Origin of the sequence: Clostridium brassicae, from assembly GCF_026738875.1 — a bacterium.
Taxonomy (GTDB): Bacteria; Bacillota; Clostridia; order Clostridiales; family Clostridiaceae; genus Clostridium_H; species Clostridium_H brassicae.
On record NZ_JAPQFJ010000018.1, the window covers coordinates 32954 to 49855 of the forward strand.

General features: G+C 25.9%; 22 protein-coding genes. 16 read left to right on the forward strand and 6 right to left on the reverse strand.

The window, feature by feature from the left end; translation table 11 throughout:
- Nucleotides 1-103: 103 nt before the first annotated feature.
- The 6 genes from spoIVB (at nt 104) to OW729_RS15265 (ending at nt 6150) form a co-directional block, all read left to right on the forward strand.
- Nucleotides 104-1318 (forward strand): SpoIVB peptidase, encoded by a 1215-nt coding sequence (gene spoIVB / locus OW729_RS15240; protein WP_268062410.1) that lies wholly within the window; start codon nt 104-106, stop codon nt 1316-1318.
- 178 nt (nt 1319-1496) lie between these two features.
- Nucleotides 1497-2309, forward strand: coding sequence for a sporulation transcription factor Spo0A (spo0A, locus tag OW729_RS15245; protein WP_268062411.1), 813 nt, complete (start codon nt 1497-1499; stop codon nt 2307-2309).
- A 19-nt stretch (nt 2310-2328) separates the two neighbouring features.
- Nucleotides 2329-2847, forward strand: coding sequence for an NUDIX hydrolase (locus tag OW729_RS15250; protein WP_268062412.1), 519 nt, complete (start codon nt 2329-2331; stop codon nt 2845-2847).
- A gap of 83 nt (nt 2848-2930) precedes the next feature.
- The gene (gene spoIIM, locus OW729_RS15255; RefSeq protein ID WP_268062413.1) at nt 2931-3584 is read left to right on the forward strand and encodes a stage II sporulation protein M; all 654 of its coding nucleotides are present in this window, start codon (nt 2931-2933) and stop codon (nt 3582-3584) included.
- Between the two features lie 258 nt (nt 3585-3842).
- Nucleotides 3843-4721, forward strand: coding sequence for a site-specific tyrosine recombinase XerD (xerD, locus tag OW729_RS15260; RefSeq protein WP_268062414.1), 879 nt, complete (start codon nt 3843-3845; stop codon nt 4719-4721).
- Nucleotides 4722-4974: 253 nt separating this feature from the next.
- Nucleotides 4975-6150, forward strand: coding sequence for a D-alanyl-D-alanine carboxypeptidase family protein (locus OW729_RS15265; protein WP_268062415.1), 1176 nt, complete (start codon nt 4975-4977; stop codon nt 6148-6150).
- A gap of 116 nt (nt 6151-6266) precedes the next feature.
- On the opposite strand, the gene OW729_RS19440 is transcribed toward OW729_RS15265, so the two are convergent.
- The 4 genes from OW729_RS19440 to OW729_RS15280 all read right to left on the reverse strand — a co-directional run bounded on the left by OW729_RS19440 (nt 6267) and on the right by OW729_RS15280 (nt 8207).
- Nucleotides 6267-6407: a hypothetical protein gene (locus tag OW729_RS19440; protein ID WP_326498383.1), complete on the reverse strand. Its 141-nt coding sequence runs from the start codon at nt 6405-6407 to the stop codon at nt 6267-6269.
- 125 nt (nt 6408-6532) lie between these two features.
- Entirely contained in the window at nt 6533-7336 is an 804-nt protein-coding gene (locus tag OW729_RS15270) for an Arm DNA-binding domain-containing protein (protein WP_326498384.1), read from the reverse strand.
- Between the two features lie 186 nt (nt 7337-7522).
- The gene (locus OW729_RS15275) at nt 7523-7972 is read right to left on the reverse strand and encodes an ImmA/IrrE family metallo-endopeptidase (RefSeq protein WP_268062416.1); all 450 of its coding nucleotides are present in this window, start codon (nt 7970-7972) and stop codon (nt 7523-7525) included.
- A 22-nt stretch (nt 7973-7994) separates the two neighbouring features.
- Complete coding sequence (locus OW729_RS15280) at nt 7995-8207, reverse strand: hypothetical protein (protein ID WP_407647690.1); 213 nt, start codon at nt 8205-8207, stop codon at nt 7995-7997.
- A 329-nt stretch (nt 8208-8536) separates the two neighbouring features.
- Between OW729_RS15280 and OW729_RS15285 the strand changes: the two genes are divergently transcribed.
- The 9 genes from OW729_RS15285 (at nt 8537) to scpB (ending at nt 14406) form a co-directional block, all read left to right on the forward strand.
- Complete coding sequence (locus OW729_RS15285; RefSeq protein ID WP_268062466.1) at nt 8537-8761, forward strand: hypothetical protein; 225 nt, start codon at nt 8537-8539, stop codon at nt 8759-8761.
- Between the two features lie 207 nt (nt 8762-8968).
- Nucleotides 8969-9889 carry a GNAT family N-acetyltransferase gene (locus OW729_RS15290; protein ID WP_268062417.1) on the forward strand — a complete coding sequence of 307 codons (921 nt, stop codon included), beginning with the start codon at nt 8969-8971 and terminating at the stop codon, nt 9887-9889.
- A 388-nt stretch (nt 9890-10277) separates the two neighbouring features.
- On the forward strand, nt 10278-10481 hold the full coding sequence (locus OW729_RS15295; protein ID WP_268062418.1) for a BhlA/UviB family holin-like peptide: 204 nt from the start codon (nt 10278-10280) through the stop codon (nt 10479-10481).
- Nucleotides 10482-10489: 8 nt separating this feature from the next.
- Nucleotides 10490-10684, forward strand: a complete 195-nt coding sequence (locus OW729_RS15300; RefSeq protein WP_268062419.1) for a hypothetical protein — start codon at nt 10490-10492, stop codon at nt 10682-10684.
- Between the two features lie 42 nt (nt 10685-10726).
- On the forward strand, nt 10727-10921 hold the full coding sequence (locus OW729_RS15305; RefSeq protein WP_268062420.1) for an N-acetylmuramoyl-L-alanine amidase: 195 nt from the start codon (nt 10727-10729) through the stop codon (nt 10919-10921).
- 427 nt (nt 10922-11348) lie between these two features.
- Nucleotides 11349-11636 carry a hypothetical protein gene (locus tag OW729_RS15310; protein WP_268062421.1) on the forward strand — a complete coding sequence of 96 codons (288 nt, stop codon included), beginning with the start codon at nt 11349-11351 and terminating at the stop codon, nt 11634-11636.
- A gap of 245 nt (nt 11637-11881) precedes the next feature.
- Entirely contained in the window at nt 11882-13075 is a 1194-nt protein-coding gene (locus OW729_RS15315) for a tRNA nucleotidyltransferase/poly(A) polymerase family protein (RefSeq protein WP_268062422.1), read from the forward strand.
- Complete coding sequence (locus OW729_RS15320; protein ID WP_268062423.1) at nt 13053-13802, forward strand: segregation/condensation protein A; 750 nt, start codon at nt 13053-13055, stop codon at nt 13800-13802. Before OW729_RS15315 ends, OW729_RS15320 begins: the two co-directional genes overlap by 23 nt.
- Complete coding sequence (gene scpB, locus OW729_RS15325; RefSeq protein ID WP_268062424.1) at nt 13792-14406, forward strand: SMC-Scp complex subunit ScpB; 615 nt, start codon at nt 13792-13794, stop codon at nt 14404-14406. Before OW729_RS15320 ends, scpB begins: the two co-directional genes overlap by 11 nt.
- A 2-nt stretch (nt 14407-14408) precedes the next feature.
- On the opposite strand, the gene ytfJ is transcribed toward scpB, so the two are convergent.
- Together ytfJ and OW729_RS19510 are read right to left on the reverse strand one after the other, a co-directional pair.
- Nucleotides 14409-14876, reverse strand: a complete 468-nt coding sequence (ytfJ, locus tag OW729_RS15330; protein ID WP_268062425.1) for a GerW family sporulation protein — start codon at nt 14874-14876, stop codon at nt 14409-14411.
- Entirely contained in the window at nt 14877-15383 is a 507-nt protein-coding gene (locus OW729_RS19510; RefSeq protein ID WP_407647695.1) for a DUF2953 domain-containing protein, read from the reverse strand.
- Nucleotides 15384-15682: 299 nt separating this feature from the next.
- Here OW729_RS19510 and OW729_RS15335 point away from each other — a divergent pair, with 299 nt between their 5' ends.
- Entirely contained in the window at nt 15683-16783 is a 1101-nt protein-coding gene (locus tag OW729_RS15335) for a D-alanyl-D-alanine carboxypeptidase family protein (RefSeq protein WP_268062426.1), read from the forward strand.
- The last annotated feature ends 119 nt before the right edge of the window (nt 16784-16902 follow it).

The window sequence follows — 16902 nt, forward strand, 5'->3', positions numbered from 1 at the left end:
TTATTAAAGTATTACTCTGTTTGAATATATACAATAGCATAATAAATTTTTAAAAAGGGAAAATTAAAATCAAATAAAGGTATGTTATGCAGGAGGTAAAAATATGAAGAATAAATTTAAGTGCATAATATGCTGGATTTTAATTCCCATTATAATTTTATCTATGGGTATATATTTAAAAAAATCCAGTTTACCTGATGTAGTTTTTTTAAAAGAAAATCAGGAATTAAAATCCAACCACTTCATAAAAATAAATAGACAGTTTTTATTTAATAAAAAATATAAATATGATGAACAAGTAGTAGATGTAAGTTTTCTTGGAGTTTTACCTTTAAAATCAGTATCTGTTAAGCCTATACCTGATATGAAAGTTTATCCTGGAGGAACTCCAGTTGGAGTTAAATTAAATACTAAAGGAGTTTTAGTTGTTGCATTTTGTGATATAGAAACAACAAAGGGCATAAATATAAGTCCTTCAGCTGAGGGTGGAATTCAAGTAGGAGATACTATTACAAAATTAAATAATACAGTTATAAATAATTCAGAAGAATTGATAAATGAATTAAATACAAATAAAGGAAAAAAAATTTCAGTGACATTAGAAAGAAATGATAAAACTATTGAAAAGTCAATAAAACCTATAAAAGATAAAAAAGATAATAGGTATAAGATAGGGCTATGGGTTAGAGATTCAACATCAGGAGTAGGAACTTTAACTTTTTATGATAAAAATAGCAATCGATTTGGTGCACTAGGACATCCAATTACAGATGTAGATACAGGTACAATCTTAAAGATAGATAAGGGAGAAATTCTTGAATCATCTATTGTATCGGTAAGAAAAGGACAAAAAGGAAATCCAGGTGAGTTAAGAGGTATATTTATAAACGAAGATAATAATATAGGTAAAGTAGATAAAAATACAATTTGTGGAATATATGGTAATGGAGATAAAAAGCTTGTAGGAAAAGAATTCAATAAGCCTATGAAAATAGCTTTAAGAAATGAAATAAAAGAAGGATCAGCACAAATATTAACCACTATAGATGGTGATAAACCGCAGTTGTATGATATAAAAATTGAAAAATTATTAGTTCAAGATACTCCAGGCCCTAAGAGTATGGTTATAAGAATAACAGATCCAAAATTATTAAGCAAAACGGGTGGAATTGTTCAAGGAATGAGTGGAAGTCCAATCATTCAAGATAATAAAATTGTTGGAGCTGTAACTCATGTATTAATTAATAAACCCGAAGTTGGATATGGTATTTATATAGAATGGATGCTTCAAGATGCAGGTATTTTAACTAATCACTAGCAATCTTATGTAAAAGATAGTAAAATAATAGATAATAACAAATAAAAGGTAGCATATGCTATCTTTTATTTATGTTGTCATAATTATTTAGAAATTTTTTCTAAATAAGAAGGATTTATTACTTAGTTGTCGAATTTAAAGCTAAGAAATGGAATGAATTTAAAGGAGAGATATAATTATGGAAAATAGTAAAATAAGTGTAGTTATTGCAGATGATAATAAAGAATTTTGTAGTATTCTAAATGATTATCTATTGAACCAAAGAGACATAGTTGTCACAGGTGTAGCTAAAGATGGAATTGAAGCTTTAAAGCTAATACAAGAAAAAAAACCTGACCTTGTAGTATTAGACATAATAATGCCTCATTTAGATGGATTAGGAGTTTTAGAGAGGTTAAATAGTATAAGTATGGAACCAATGCCAAGAGTAATAGTATTATCAGCAGTAGGACAGGATAAAATAACACAAAGAGCTATAACATTAGGTGCTGATTATTATGTAGTAAAACCATTTGATATGGATGTATTTACAAAAAGAATTAGACAAATGTTTAATAATAATGTGTTAAGCAGCGAAGTCAAAAAACCTGTATCCTTAATTGAAAATGAAGAAATTAGAACATCAAGTAATGAACCTCTAGATTTAGAATCTGAAATCACAAATATTATTCATGAAATAGGTGTACCTGCTCATATTAAAGGATATATGTATTTGAGAGAAGCAATAACTATGGTTGTAAATGATATAGAACTTTTGTCAGCAGTTACAAAAGAATTATATCCATCAATAGCAAAAAAATATAATACTACAGCTAGTAGAGTTGAAAGAGCAATAAGGCACGCCATAGAAGTAGCATGGTCAAGAGGACAAGTGGAAACTATTAATAAGATATTTGGGTATACTATACATAATGGTAAAGGTAAACCTACAAATAGTGAATTTATTGCTATGGTTGCAGATAAACTAAGATTAAAAAATAAAGTAAGTTAATATATTATGGAGGCTTAAGATGAAGTGTTTAGAAAAAACTCTAGAAGAAAAAAATCAATTTAAAGGCAAAATACTAACTTTAGATATAAAAACCGTTGAATTGCCTAATGGAAAAATTTCAGAGAGAGAGATTGTAAAACATCCCGGAGGAGTAGCAATTTTAGCGTATAAAACAGATAATACTATTATCTTAGTGGAACAATTTAGGAGTCCTATAGAAAAAAATATATTAGAAATACCTGCAGGTAAACTAGAAAAAGGTGAAGACATAGAAACTTGTTGTAGAAGGGAGTTAGAAGAAGAGACAGGATACAAGGCTGGTAAAATTACTTTCTTAGGGAAAATTGTAACAAGCCCTGGTTTTTGCGATGAGTATATTCATATTTTCAAAGCAGAGGATTTATATGAAGGACAAATAGGTGGAGATGAAGATGAATTTATTAATTTACATGAGGTAGAAGTACAAAAAGTAAAAGATATGATAAAAAAAGGTGAAATAATAGACGCTAAAACCATTTCTGCTTTTATGCTTATTTAAATTTATCACTTTAAAAGTGTGCATATTACTTCTTTTGTTATCATAAATATTAAAAAAGATGATTAACAAAAGGAGGAATAAAAATGCAAAACCAAAAGCTTTTTGGTGGGATATTTAAATACATGCAAAAAAATTTATTTTTATATATTATAAGTCTTTTGTTTCTTTGTATAGGTATAGTACTTGGAATTTATGCAGTTAAGTATATGGGAGAATCTGAGAAACATAATTTAATAGACTATATTTTACAATATACTAATAACATTAACTCTGTACAAGTAAGTAAAAAACAAGTATTTTTGCAAGCATTAAAAAACAATATACCTTTTTTAATCATTATATGGTTTTTAGGATTATCTATGATTGGAATACCTATTATATTAATATTAGACGGTATAAAAGGTTTTACTATGGGATTTACAGCAAGTTTTATGATTAATTGTTTAGGCAGTAAAGGTATATTAGTTAATTTGTTAACGGTATTTCCTCAAAATATAATATATATTCCATGTATTGTTATAGTATCTGTGGCATCTATGGAGTTTTCATTAAGTCTTTTGAAAAATAATACACTAAATAATTTGAAACCTACTAATAATTTAATGAAAATTATGCCATATTCAACAGTGTTTTTAATTATTCTTTGTTTTATGACTATAGGATTTATACTTGAAGGATATCTAACTTCTAGTATACTAAAATTAATAGTTATGGAAACTGGATGTGCATTTGCATGAGTGATGTTAAAAATATATTAGATTTTTTTATACTAATCCTTAAGTGTGTTTTAATAATACTTATGTTGGGAATAATTCTACCTCATCTTCTCGATTTATTGATAAAAGTTTTTATGATAAAAAACAAATACTGTAAGGATAGCATTTTAGTATTTAATATATTGAACGAAAATAAACTCATACTACTAAGATTTATTAATGTTGTAAATGAATTTTTTACTATATAGTAAATAGATTATAAGCATTGGAGTAAATATTATGAATGAATATTTAATTAATTTTATAGAAGATATGAGAAAAAAAGAATTAAGCAATAATACTATACAAGCTTACAAGAGAGATATAAGTAAATTCAATAAATTTATATCTAAAAGAAAAGAGAAAGTAGAGGAAATAGATATAGTTTCTATTATGGATTATGTACAAGCATTAAAAAAAGAGGGAAGTGCTAATAGCTCCATAATTAGAAATTTAGTATCAATTAGAGGTTTTTATAAATATCTTATAAAGATAGGAAAAACAAATGAAAATCCTCTTATCAATTATGAAGTACCTAAAAACAAACGAAATATTCCTGAAATACTTAGTGTAGAAGAAGTGGATAAGCTTCTAAGTGCACCAGATTTAAGTACTTCAAAAGGCGTAAGAGATAGAGCTATGTTAGAAATTATGTATGCAGCAGGTATAAAAGTATCAGAGTTATTAACTTTATCAATTTTTGATATAAGTACAAAGTTATCCTACATAAAATGCAAAGGAAGTAAAAATAAAGAGAGAATAATACCTATTGGATCTTATGCTGTAAATTGTTTAAATGGCTATCTTAAAATTCGAAATAGAATAAACTTAAATAATTCTAACCTTTTATTTTTTAATTTAAGGGGAGGGAAAATGACAAGACAAGGATTTTGGAAGATAGTTAAAGAATATGCGACAGAATCAGGAATAAATAAAAGAATTGATTCGTATACTTTAAGGCATTCTTTTGCAGTACATTTACTTCAAAATGGAGCGGATATGAAATCAGTTCAGGAGTTATTAGGACATAATTCTATAGCTACAACTCAAATTTATTCTGGCATATCAAAGCAAAGTAAAATTGTAGATGTATATAAAAGTGCACATCCTAGAGCTTAATGTTTTAGGATGTGCACTTTTATTTTTTATAAATATCTTTATATTATTAGTATATTAATATTTTATGTGGAGTGTAGAAGTCTAATTATTGTGTTAAAAAACTTCATTTTATAGAATTGGTTCAAATATATAATTTTAAATAAAAATAAGTGATAAATGAACTTATTTTTATTTTTTTTATATTTTGTCATAATCTAAACTAAATTGGTAAAAATAAAATTAGAAATGATTGTTTTATAGGAAGGGGATAAGTATGAACAATAAAAGTAAAAAAATCATTAGTATACTATTAATATGCTTTTTTGTAAGTAACATATTTGTATTATCAGCTAAGGCAGATGAAAAAGGACTTGATGTAGAAGCTAAATCAGGACTTTTAATGGAGCCTAATACAGGCAAAATTATTTTTGAAAAAAATATTCATGAAAAATTTGCGCCTGCATCAGTAACAAAAATAATGACTATGCTTTTGGCAATGGAGGGTGTTGATTCAGGTAAAATTAAATTAAGTGATAAGATTGTAATAAGCGAAAATGCAAAAAAAATGGGTGGCAATGGAAGCAGTAGTATGCTATTAGATACTGGCGAAGTAAGAACATTAGAAGAAATTTTAAAAGGGGTTGCTATAGCATCAGGAAATGATGCTGCTGTTGCTTTAGCTGAATACATAAGTGGAAGTGAGACAGCTTTTGTAAAGAAAATGAATGAAAGAGCCAAAGAATTAGGAATGAAAGATACTACTTTTAAAAATTGTCATGGTCTTTCAGCAGAAGGTCACTTAACTAGTGCTTATGATATATCACTTATGTCTAGAGAATTATTAAAACATGAAAAAATTTTAAAGTATACAGGAACATATATGGAGACTATATCGGAAGGTAGAAAACAACCTATAGGTTTAGTTAACCATAATAAACTTGTAAGATTTTATAGAGGGTGTGATGGATTAAAAACAGGATATACAAGTGAAGCTAAGTATTGTATATCTGCTACAGCTGTAAGAGATAATATAAGAGTTTTAGCTGTAATTGTTGGAGCACCAACTTATAAGATAAGAAATAGGGATGCAAGTATGTTAATGAATTACGGATTTTCAAAGTTTGAATCTAAAAAGGTTTTAACAAAAGATGGTGATGTGGAAAAGATTCCATTAAATAAAAAAGGTGATAAGTTCATAATGGCTAAATCTAATAAAGATTTCAATGTAATATTACAAAGAGGTACAGAAAATAAGATAACAAAAAAATGTGTTCTAAAGCAAGGAATAAAAGAATACAAGAAAAATCAAGAAGTAGGACACTGTGAAATCTATGTTAATGATAAGCTATATGCAAAGGTTCCTATATACAGTGATAGAGATATTAGACTTAATAGTGTAATAGATAATATAAAATATCATCTAATGGATTTATTTGATAAAGCGGTATAACTATATAAAGTCTGCAGTTTAAAACTGTGGACTTTTTGTTTTTTGTATTAAAAAACAAAAAAGTTTACGTAATCCTTAAAATATAAGGATATATTAAGTAACGTCAAAAATTATTTTTAAAAAATATTTTCAATAATATTTGTTGCTTTTTTCATCATATCATCGTTGACATGAGAATAAGTTTTCATTGTTTGTTGTATATCATGCCCGAGTAGTTTAGCAACGGTTTTGAAATCTAATCCAGAAGCTATTAACATTGTGGCATAAGTATGTCTTAATTCATGGATACTTATATCATAACCTTTTATCTTAAAACATCTACTAACACTTATACCAATAGAATTAGTGCTTCTAAAATCAAATACTCTATTATCTATATTTATTACATTTCTATATTTTTTAAGTTCCTGTAATGTTCTTTAGGAACTGGAACAACTCTATAAGAATTTTTAGATTTACATTCACAAAATCCAAATCCACCACTTACTTTGTTCCACTGTTTATTTACTGTTAAGGTATTATTTTTAAAATCTACATTATCCCATGTAATACCTAATATTTCTCCTAATCTTAACCCACAAGTAGATGCTATAAGAATAACTAGATAATACTTAGAGTCTTTAAAATCTTTTAATAAATTATCCAATTCTTGTTTAGTTAAAGCTTTTTTAGATTTCTTTTTTTTGTCAGTTTTTAATTTTATATTTTTTGTTGGTAGAGTAGATATAATGTGATAATCATTTAAAGCGGCTTTAAATATTAAACTTAATTTTATAAGATATTGTTCTAATGTAGCAAAGGTTCGATTTCCTTTTTTCACAACCTTATCAATTATCTTTTGTATGTCAACATTAGTGATCTTATTTATGTCTTTGTCTTTTAGTTCAGAAAACATATTTATAACAACTCCAAATGAATTAATGGTATTAATAGCCTTATATAATTTTATATGCTCTAAATACATATCACAAAATTCACCAAAAGTTATTTTATCTAACGTAGGATCAATAGAGTCTTTAACTTTCTTTTTTAATTCTTTTACTGTTTTATCTAACCAAGCTTTACCGTCTTTCTGCGTTTTAAATCCTTGTTTACTTTTCTGTTTCCATTTTCCAATTGAATCTTTATAAGATATAATACACTGCCAACCTTTATCTTTTTTTCTCCAAGTAACGTTGTAGTCCATTTAGTTCACCTTCTTTCCTTATGAGTTATTACAACAGTCCTATGTGTAATACTTTCCAATACTTGTTTTACTTTTTCTAAGTTTTCTTCATTCCCTCTGGAGTAATATCTGGTTCTATAATAGTTACTTTTGACATTTTATCACCTCTTTTTAATATATAAAATTAGTTCGGGGTGCTTACACTACTTAAATCTTATCTGTAATATTTTCAAAACAATTTGTTGGTAAATATAAACTACTAGCAATTTGTTCTATATTAAAACCTTTAAATGCTACAGGATCTATATCTAAATTTAATAATTTTAAGGCGAAATAATTAGATTGTTTTTCTAATTTACCAGTATTAATTAAATTTTTATTAAAAGCTGCTTCACAGGTTTCAGTATGGAGTAATGCGTGTCCTAACTCATGTGCTAATATAAATTTTTCATATTCTAAATTTAAATCATTTCTTACAAGAACTATTTCATTTCCGAAGTAATTCCTGTAGTAAAAATATTCATTACATCTTAATAAGATATTAGCTGGTTCTAATTTAATCATTTGTATTTCTAAATAATCATATAGTTCGTAAACATTATTAGTATTATATGTATCTTTAAGACCCTCTAATATGTTATCTATCCATAAATACATCTTATCCCCACCATTTGCATAATTATTTTTTATATTTAGGCCTTAACATTTTTAGTACATTTAATAATTCATTAGCAAATTCTACAATTTCATCATCACTCATTTTCGAAGTATCAAATCCACCAAAGCCCATTATGCTAGGCTGTTTTAGAATAAATTGCATAGCTTCTTCTGCATTATCAAAATTATAATTACCATTTGTAATTGTAGATTCTTTTAGACCTTTTTTAACCATACCATGTATTTTCTTTACAGAATCTAAGTATTAGACGCTGATATAAAATCCTATTTTGATAATATTAACCACAATAAGTTAATGATATTAATAGAACAGAAAATTAGTGATAGAAGAATTCTAAAGCTGATTAGGAAATGGCTAAAGGTAGGAATTATAGAGAATAGCGAATACAAAGAGAGCCTAATTGGCTCACCGCAAGGTGGAGTAATTAGTCAAATATATATTTAAACTATCTTGATACAGTATAGGAGAAGTATTATTCACATTTAGGAACGTTAATAAGATATTGTGATGATTTTATAGTTATTTCAAGAACCAAAAAGGAAATTAATCATGCCTGTAATGCAATTAAATTAATAATGAGAAAACTTGAGCTAGGATTACACCCCGAGAAAACTAAGTTTGTTAACTTGTGGGATGGCAAAGGAGGTTTTGATTTCTTAGGATTTCATCATAGAAGAACAATGCAGGAAAATGGAAAAGGAAAAATATATCCAACGACTTTAGTAATAAAATTAAAGGAGCCTGATGGCTCTTTTTTAGGTTGCTAAATATCTCTCTAAAAACCAATTAAATAGAGGTAGCACTCCTGTTTTTACATAATATATATTTTAATATTAAATATGGTATAATTGGACATGTATTATTATTGGTTATTATAAAGCAATAATGGCGTAAAGAGTTTAAAATATAATATATTTGATTTATGAACATATATGCAGCATTTAATATATTTATGTAAAGGAGTTTTAGATAATATGCAAAATTGGTCAAGAAATATAGATTATTATAAACTTTCAGATGAATATTCAATTGTGAGAGCTAATCCTAAAGAATTTGCAATATATGAATCAATTTATGGGGATAAAATTTATAATAGATTTGCAGTTAAACATTGGGATTTGCGATTAGCAGTAAGTTTAGATAATCCCTTTGCAAAAAATAATAGTTTTTACTGGATAAAATACCGTGAAGTGAGAATAGGTGGAGTACTAATAGAACCTAATGTACTATCACGATTATTTATTATTCCTTCGTTTACAAACATATTTGAAATAACAAAGTTACTAAAAAGATTATTGGTTAAATGGTCAGATTCAAGCAAAAACATATATGCTTATCAAATTCCACAAGAACAATATCAATATTTTGAAATGATGGGGTTTTCATCAGACAAAAATAAGAGATGGATGATAAGACCTACTGAAGTTTTTGAATTTGATTGGGATGAGAGTATAATAGTAAAAACACCTGAACAGAGCAATAGTATAGAAATTGCTAAACTGTTTTATGAAAGCTTTAATAGTGATACATATTCTAAGTACGAAGATACTTTAGAAGAAGTAAATGAGTATTTTAAGGATAGTACTAAAGAGATATTAGTTGAAGCATCTACACTTATATATGATAAAGAAGGAAGAAAATTAATAGGTTGCTGCCTCATCTCATATTTTGAGGAGTGGCCTCTAATATATAATATAGGGGTTCATCCTTCATATAGAGGAAAGCATCTCGCAAAAACAATGATTAAAAAGGCATTAACTGTTTTAAATAATAAATATCCTGTGTTACGCTTATTTGTAACTTTGGGAAATCCTGCAGAATCAGTTTATTATGAACTTGGATTTATTCAAGGAGTTGAGTTTAAAAGATTTTATATACCAGCATTGAATAGATAAATTATTATAAATATGAAAATATAAACTTATTTATTGAATATCGCTATTAAAATTAAATATTTAAGAAAGTAACTGAAACATCTTAAAAGAGAAGTGTGTAGCAAATATGGCACACTGAGTTATGACAAAATTGTTAAATAAGCAAAAGTATAGAGCGGAGGTGCTATATTGAGTAAAAAAGTATTAGAATCAGAAAGATTGTTTTTAAAACCTTTGTCTTTTAATGAACTATTATGTATTAAAAAATATTAGACCGATAAGGTCTTTTTTTATTGTAAAAAAATAAGAGTAATCCCTACGTGGTCAATTACTCTTATTTAAATTCAAGCTAGTGAAGGTATACAAATAGTTTAGGCAAATTTAAATTTTTTATACTTGGAGGTGTAATGTGGAAAATGAAGTAATTAAAATGGTTGCTAGTCAAGGGGTGTTTGCGATATTTTTCACTTACCTCCTTTTTTATGTTTTAAAAGAAAATTCAAAGAGAGAGGGTAAATACCAAGAAATCATATCAGATCTAACACAGAAATTTAATGTACTAGATGATGTTAAGAAAAGTGTAGATAAGATAGAAGAAAAATTAGAAAGGTAGGTTTTTATATGGGATTTCTAAAAGAGTTTTTACAAATAAAAAAGATAATAGCTTTATTGACTACTATAGTATTTTGTTATTTAAGCACTAAAGGTAGCTTATCCAGTACAGAGTTTCTTTCTGTATTTACATTAATAATAGGATTTTACTTTGGTCAGTCTAGTGCTAGACAAGCAGTAAAAGAAAACAAAGAGCAGCAGTAATTGTTGCTCTTTAATATTTTAAAAAAGTAGGAGGTAGTATTTATGAAAATAGCAGTAGCAGCAGGACATACATTAAGTGGTACAGGTAGTGGAGCTGTAGGTTTTTTAAATGAAAGTAAAGAAGTAAGAAAAATTGCTGTAAAGACTGCTGATTTATTAAAATCAGCTGGGCATGAAGTTCTTTATCTGCAAATAGATAAGGCTGACAGCTACAAAGGAGAAAATTACAAAAACTAGAGTCCAAAGAGCTAATATAGATTATAAAAATTAATAATTTTTTCATTAATCAACCAATAAGAATTAAATATTTTTTATTAGTATCTAACTTGCTTTTTATTGAATCAATGATTAAGTTTTCCACAAATACTAATTTAACAATATGTCTTGTAATTATAAGAGTACTTCTCTTATCTATATTGATAATTATTTATTTTAGAGATACTATCTATAATTATAATATGGAAGTTAGAATAATAGGTGTCTTATTTATGTATTGCTTTACATTTTTCTTAGGAATGTCTTCATTTTATACAACTATATATTCAATTAAAAACAAGAAGATATTTTTAGTAATCTTCTTAATATTTATAGTAGTTTCTATAGGGTGCTTAATTGGGTCATTTGTTGTATCAAAGAGTATATGGATTAGAGTAGGTGCATTATTTTGTCATATTTATTAATAGTGATTATTGGAAGCTGGAGTTTTGGATCGTACTATTTAATTAATGGTTTTTGGTCAGACGAAATTATCAATAAATTTATTACAAATTCATCTTTAAAGTCTTTAATTATTCTTTCAAAATATTCTTTAGGTGGATTCTATGTATTTCCTGAAAAAAAGTTATTGTGCACTGTAAGTATATTACAATATTATACTGGAAAGTTTATAGATTTATTTATACTTGGAGCTATTTTTGATTTTGTTTTGAAATTAAAAGATAATTTGCAATAGAAAAATCTCTACTATTATATATAGCAACAAAAGACTAAGAATTAATCTTAGTCTTTTGTTTTGACGTCAAAAATTCGGCAAAAATTATTCTCTCAAATATATCAATTTTCTCTAATTAAAGTTTAATGTTATACTCTATAAACATAGATATATTAATAATTTATACAGTTATATATAGTTTATATACATAGATTATTATTTTGTATTATAATATAAATAAGTATTTAAAGATAGAGGGGAAGGTTATGGATTTAATAAATAAGCTCAACAAAGAGCAGCGGTATATAGTAAATTTAATTAAAAATATATGTGATAGAGAGAAAATAGATGCTTACATAGTAGGTGGAGCAGTTAGGGATATAATTTTAAATAGTGAAATTAATGATATAGATATTTGTATTACAGAAGATCCTATTAATATAATAAACAAACTATCTTATATAAAAGAGTATAGATATCATAAAGAATTCCAAACAAGTAATATAAAGTTTAATAATGGCATAGAAATAGACCTTATAAGATGTAGAAAGGAATCTTATAGCTATAATGGTGCTCTTCCAAACATTATACCGTCTAAATTAAAGGATGATCTTTTCAGAAGAGATTTTACTGTAAATGCTGTAGCATATAATATTTCAAGTGGAAAGATTGTTGATCCCTATAAAGGCATAGAGGATATTAGGTTAAAAAAGATAAAAAAAATACATAAATATAGCTATGCAGAAGATCCTACTAGAATATTTAGAGCTATACGATATTCAGTAAGATATGATTTTGAGATTTATGATAAAGAAGAAATTAGATTAGCTATAGATAATAAAATGATTTTTAATATCAGCAATGATAGAATTATAAGAGAAATATTTTTAATGTGTTCTGAAAAGAAATGGATAGAAAACATGATATTATGTGACTATTATAATATATTTAGTATAGATTCTAGTTTGCTTGGTAAAAAAAATAAATTTTTTGATTATAATAAGATTGATGATAGAATTTTAAATTTATTCTCAGTTTTAAGAGATGAAAAATTTATAGATATTTTTATTAATAATTCTATTTTAAAAAAGCAATTAATCAAATCATTTAAAAATTTTGCTAATTCAAGATTTACTATTTGTGATAATCTATTTACTACATCAGATAACTATAAAATATATAAATTAATGAAAAATTTTAGTTTAAATGAGTTAAAGCTATTAAGTTTAGAAAAAAAATTAAAATATAAAATAATAAATTACTTAAACAACCTTATGGAAGTGAATCTTTCTATAACTGGAAAAGATGTAGGTAATTTAGGAGTAAACAATGGTAAACTTATAGGATCAGTAATAAAAATTCTAATGCAATTAAGAATGAATACGTTAATCTCTATAGAAAAAGAGTATCTTATAAGAAATTTAGGAGAGATTTTAAATGATATTGAATATAAAAATTGAAAATTTTGAAGGACCTTTTGACTTGCTTTTACACTTAATTAAAAAAAATGAGATGGATATATATGATATTAAGATTTATGAGATAACTACTCAATATTTGAAATATCTAGATAGCATGAAGGAAGTGGACCTTGAAATTACATCTGAATTTATTGTTATGGCAGCTACTTTACTTGAAATAAAATCTCGAATGCTTCTTCCAATATCCAAAGAGGAAGAAAACGAGGAGGAAAATGATCCTAGAAAAGAGCTTATAAATAAGTTGATAGAATATAAGAAATATAAGTTGGTTGCTGAATTTTTAGAAAAAAGAGAACAGAAGGTAGGAGTTGTTTTTAAGAAAAAGCCTGAGATAATAGAAGAAAAAAAAGACAAAACTAAAGATGTGGATATTTTAAAGGATATAACAATTCTAAAGTTATTTAATTTGTATAATGGATTAATATCTACGTATAGAAATAAGATGAATACTGAAAATGCAATGGATAAAGAAATACCTTTAGATAAATTTAAAATTGAAGATAAGATGGCTGAAATAACTAATAAATTAATAGATAATAAAAAGCTATATTTCTCAAAAGTTATAAAAAATTGTTCAAGTAAAATTGAAAAAGTAGTTACTTTTTTAGCATTATTAGAACTTATAAGATTAAGAGTAATATCTGTAGTGCAAGAAAATAACTTTAAGGAAATATATGTAGAGGAGATAGGTGTTAATGAACGTTAATGACATAAATCAAATTGAAATGAATGAAGCATCTACTAAAGATAGATATTTTTCAATAATAGAATCTTTACTTTTTGTAAGTGGAGAACCATTAGCTTATAAAGAAATAGCTTCAATCATAAATTGTAGTGAAAATTATACTAAAGATTTATTAGAAGAGTTTAGAAAAAAATATGAGTTAAAAGATAGGGGATTAACCCTTATAAATATTAATGATGAGTATATGTTTGTAACAAAGTCTGAAAATAGTGATTACATACAAAAACTTTTAAAAACCAATTCTAGGCAAGGTTTGTCTAAAGCAGCATTAGAGACTCTTGCAATAATAGTTTATAGACAACCTATAACGAGAATAGAAATTGATGAAATTAGAGGAGTTAAGAGTGATAAAGCTATTCAAACTTTAATGGAAAAAGAGTTAATTAAAGAGGCAGGAAGAAAAAAAGTTCCTGGAAGACCAATTATGTATGCAACAACAGATGAATTTTTAAAGCATTTTGGTCTTGAGAACTTAAATCAAATGCCTCTTTTGGAGAGTTTTATAGATTATGATAAAGAATCAACATCTATTGAAGAAGAAACTACCATGTCTGTAGAGGAGTAATATTAATATTCCTCTACAGTTACTTCTCTTTTTAACTCTTGTTCTACTGCGTCTTTAATCTCTTGTTTAATTTCTTCCTTGTTTTTTTTGCAAGATTTTTGAGAAAATGAATTTTTTAATGTGTCAATTATCTGGGGAATACTATCTACAAGTTTATCATATGTATTTTTTTGATTAACAGGAAGAAGTCTTATCATGTCTCCCTTTATAACTAAAAAGGCTATGGGCTTGACAGTAACTCCGGAACCAGATCCACCACCAAAAGGATATTTTGTATCAGTTGATGGAACATTTTTCTGATAAAATTCACTGCCACCAGCAGCAAAACCTAAAGACACACAGGATATAGGAATGATTAGAGTTCCATCTTTGGTTTCAATAGTATCACCTACTATAGTGTTAACATCGATCATGTCTTTTAAATTTTCTAATGTGCTTTTCATTAGACCTTCTATAGGATGATTATCCAATTAAATTACCTCCTTTGGTTTTAAAAAAGTTTTATATTTAAATTTTAATGAAAAAAACAATATAAGGCTTATGTAGATAATTTTAGCTATATTAATAAAAATTATACTTTTAATATTTATATATAACATAGATTTATCAAAATTAGGGTTAATATTTAGTTTGAATTTTTTAACATTAAAAATTGAATAAAATAAGTTATATAAAATCGAAGAAAAACTCCATAGTATACCGTTAAATATTGCTGTTTGTGCAGCATCATCGAGTCCATAAGTTATGTGTAAATCAAAATTTAAATTTGGCTTAAATGCATTTGTTTTTATACTATTCCATATAGAAAGATATTGATTTATAGAATAATTTTTAGATTTTTTCCTTTTATTTTTTGAGGGTTTTTTTGTTTTTTTTCTTGGATATATTTTAATTTTAAATAGATATATTAAAAGGGATGAATTTTCATATTTTATATTTACTAATATAGGAAAAGGTAAAAATATGAAAATCAACATAATCAATACAATTAATAACCAATTCACTGTAAATCCTCCAAATATTATTATAGTTATTATTATTTACCTAATATCTATTTAATATAACAATTATAAGCAGAATTCTTATTCTTAAGTGGAGCTTTTTTATTTTAATTAAAAATAAAAATTGATTATCTAAGGTCGTAACATATTCTTAATTTCTATTTCAAATGATATGGCAATATTGGTAGATAGACATCAGATAAAGAAAAACATTACACGATTATTAATTTTATTTTTGAAAAGAATAAGAAATAAAGGTAGGTGAAATTTAAAGTATGAAACTAAAAAATACTATATGTGTATTTTTATGTACCTTATTTTTTTTTAGTGTACCAGTAAGTAACGTAAAAGCAAGTCCAATGTATATTAATGCTAGAAGTGCAATTGCTATAGATAGTAAATCAAAATGTGTATTATACGAAAAAAACTCAGATATGATAGTATCCATTGCAAGTACGACAAAAATTATGACTACATTGGTAGCTTTAAAATATGGTAATTTAGATGAGAAATTTGAAGTTTCATCTAATGCGGCTAATATTCATGGTTCAGAAGTAGGGTATAAAAAAGGAGAAATGATAACATTAAAAGAGCTTCTATATGGCCTTATGCTAAGATCTGGTAATGATGCTGCTATTACCATAGCAGAAGGTATGTGTGGTAGTGTAGATGAGTTTTCAAAGCTTATGAATGAATATGCCGAGGAAATAGGTGTTACAAATTCTCATTTTGAGTCTCCTCATGGATTAGATAGTCAATATCATTATTCTACTGCGTATGACTTAGCCTTAATAACAGCTAAAGCTAAAGAGGAACCTTTATTTAATAAAATTGTAAGTGTGAAAGATGTAGAAGCTTCAGAATATGGTTTTAGCAGAAGCTATCACAATATAAATAAAATATTGTATCAAATTCCTAATGCTAATGGTGTTAAAACTGGGTATACAGGTGGTGCGGGTAAATGTTTAGTAAGTTCTGTAGATATGGGAGAAGACGATATTATTATAGTAGTACTTAATTGTACCCCAAGATGGAGTGAGACAAAAAAAATATATGATTATGTAAAAAATAATTATGAATTTAAAAAAGTAGCAAGTAAAGATCAAATCATCGAGAAATATAATTATGATGAAAATAAACAAGTAAGTTTAATAAGTGACGAAGATATAATCCTTCCTTTTAAAAAAGGAGAAAGTTATGAAACAAAAGTAATAAAACCTAAGGTTATTCACTCAACTATATATCCAGAAGATTATTTTGGAAAATTTGTATTATATAAAAATGGTGAAACTATTTTCCAAAAAGATTTAAAATGTAAAATAGATGATAAGTCTCCATCTAAGCCTAGAAATATATTCAAAAAAATATTTAAATAGAAACAATATCTAATTTATTTTTTATTGTTTTTAAATTGTTGAGTTAGCATACTTTTAAAATAAACCCTATTATAATTAAACTCAGCAATTTAAAAACATATTTTTAAATTAATAAATTT